This is a genomic window from Streptomyces diversicolor (assembly GCF_057537855.1).
In genome coordinates, this window is sequence record NZ_BAAJXA010000116.1 from 1 (window position 1) to 1665 (window position 1665).

A 1665-nucleotide genomic window follows, 5' to 3' on the forward strand; every position below is an offset into this window, starting at 1 on the left:
AGAAGCTGTTGTCTTTTCGATCTTGAGCGGTGGCGGTCGAACGGGAGTCCCGATCGGGTGATCGCGGGATGTCCGGCGCATGCGAGCAGGGCCTCCTGAACAGCTCGTTGGTGTCTACTCACCGAGCAGCAGGAGGCCCTGGTGCCGCAGTCTTCCGTGCCGGAGCGCGGGCAGTCCAGCGAGGTCACCTGGGAGTGTGACTGCCTGGCTCACCGGTTCGGAAACGCCGCCGACAACGGGACGCGGCAGCCGCGCTACCCGACGGACATGACGGATGTGGAGTGGGCCGGGGTCCGGCCGCTGCTGCCGGTGCCGGGCTGGATGCGCGGCCGGGGTGGCCGGCCGGAAGCGTATTGCCACCGGGCCATGCTTGATGCGATCCGGTATCTCGTGGACAACGGGATCAAGTGGCGGGCGATGCCCGGCGACTTCCCGCCGTGGGACCGCATTTACGCATTCTTCCGCCGCTGGCGCGACAACGCACTGGTCAAGGAGTTCCACGACCGGTTGCGTGTGAGGGTCCGCGAGGAGCTGGGGCGGGACGCGCAGCCGACCGCCGGGGTGATCGACTCGCAGTCCGTCAAGGCGGACGCCGTCGTCGGCTCCGACAGCCGGGGCTTCGACGGCGGCAAGCTCGTCAACGGCCGCAAGCGGCACGTCGTGGTGGATACCCTCGGCCTGCTGCTGGGCGTGATGGTCACCGCCGCGGACGTCGGCGACCGCACCGCCGCCCAGGTCCTGCTCAGGCAGGTCGCCGACGCCCACTACCGGCTGGAGCTGGTCTGGGCGGACGGCGGCTACACCGGCAGCCTCGTCGAACACTGCCTGGCCACGTTCGCCCTGGTCCTGGCGATCGTCAAACGCAGCGACGACATGCGCGGCTTCGTGGTCCTGCCCAGACGGTGGATCGTCGAGCGCCTCTTCGCCCACCTGATGCGCACCCGACGCCTGGCACGCGACTTCGAACGCCGCACCACCAGCGCCGAAGCGATGATCTACTGGTCGATGACCCTGCTCATGACGCGCCGCCTGGCCCGCTCACGCCCGCAGCCGGTGTGAACCGGCCCGGTGCGGGCTCGGCCAGCCAGCCGCGCGCGACCAGGCGTTTCGCCTTCGACCTCAGTGCCTCCACCCGCGCCGGCACCACGTCCATGCCGAATGCCGCAGCCATCTCCTGGCAGGTCAGCGGCCCTTGGCGGAGCCGGGACCGGTCCGCCAGCGCCTGCAGGATGCGCTGGTAGTCCGCCGACAGCACCGACCAGGCCAGCCCCTCACGCCACACGGGCACCTGCGTCTTCGGCTTCGCTGCATCGCGGGGCGCCGACGCCGCGTCCGCATCCCGCGGATCCGGGGTGACCTCCGCCTCGGCGGCGGCACCGTCGTCCGGAGCCAGCACCGTATCGACCCGCCTGCGGGCGATCGCCCACTCCTGCCACTCCAGCTCGGCCGCAGCCAGCTCGGCCTGGATGCGGTCGGCCTCCTCCCGCAGCCCGTCGACGCGACGCCGAGCGGCGAGTTCGTGCTGTTCCAGCAGCCCAACAACTGACGGCATCCGCGACCTCCCGGGGAACGACGACCCGACAGGCCACCACTCCCACGGAACCACCACACTCATCCCCGACCAGCGGGAACACGTCGATCACGTCCGGAAAGACAACACCTTCT

Annotated in this window: 2 protein-coding genes; one reads left to right on the top strand and one right to left on the bottom strand. The window is 70.4% G+C overall.

The features are described 5' to 3' along the window. Positions 1–141 precede the first annotated feature (141 nt). Positions 142–1059: an IS5 family transposase gene (locus AC27LF_RS45370; protein WP_479662439.1), complete on the top strand. Its 918-nt coding sequence runs from the start codon at positions 142–144 to the stop codon at positions 1057–1059. Here AC27LF_RS45370 and AC27LF_RS45375 read toward each other — a convergent pair. Continuing rightward, positions 1016–1552 (bottom strand): hypothetical protein, encoded by a 537-nt coding sequence (locus tag AC27LF_RS45375; RefSeq protein ID WP_479662440.1) that lies wholly within the window; start codon positions 1550–1552, stop codon positions 1016–1018. The two genes, AC27LF_RS45370 and AC27LF_RS45375, sit on opposite strands and share 44 nt — an antisense overlap. Between the last annotated feature and the right edge of the window lie 113 nt (positions 1553–1665).

Bases quoted from the DNA above. Each gene is read 5' to 3' on its own strand.
- AC27LF_RS45375 (WP_479662440.1), bottom strand. From the start codon at position 1,552: ATGCCGTCAGTTGTTGGGCTGCTGGAACAGCACGAACTCGCCGCTCGG.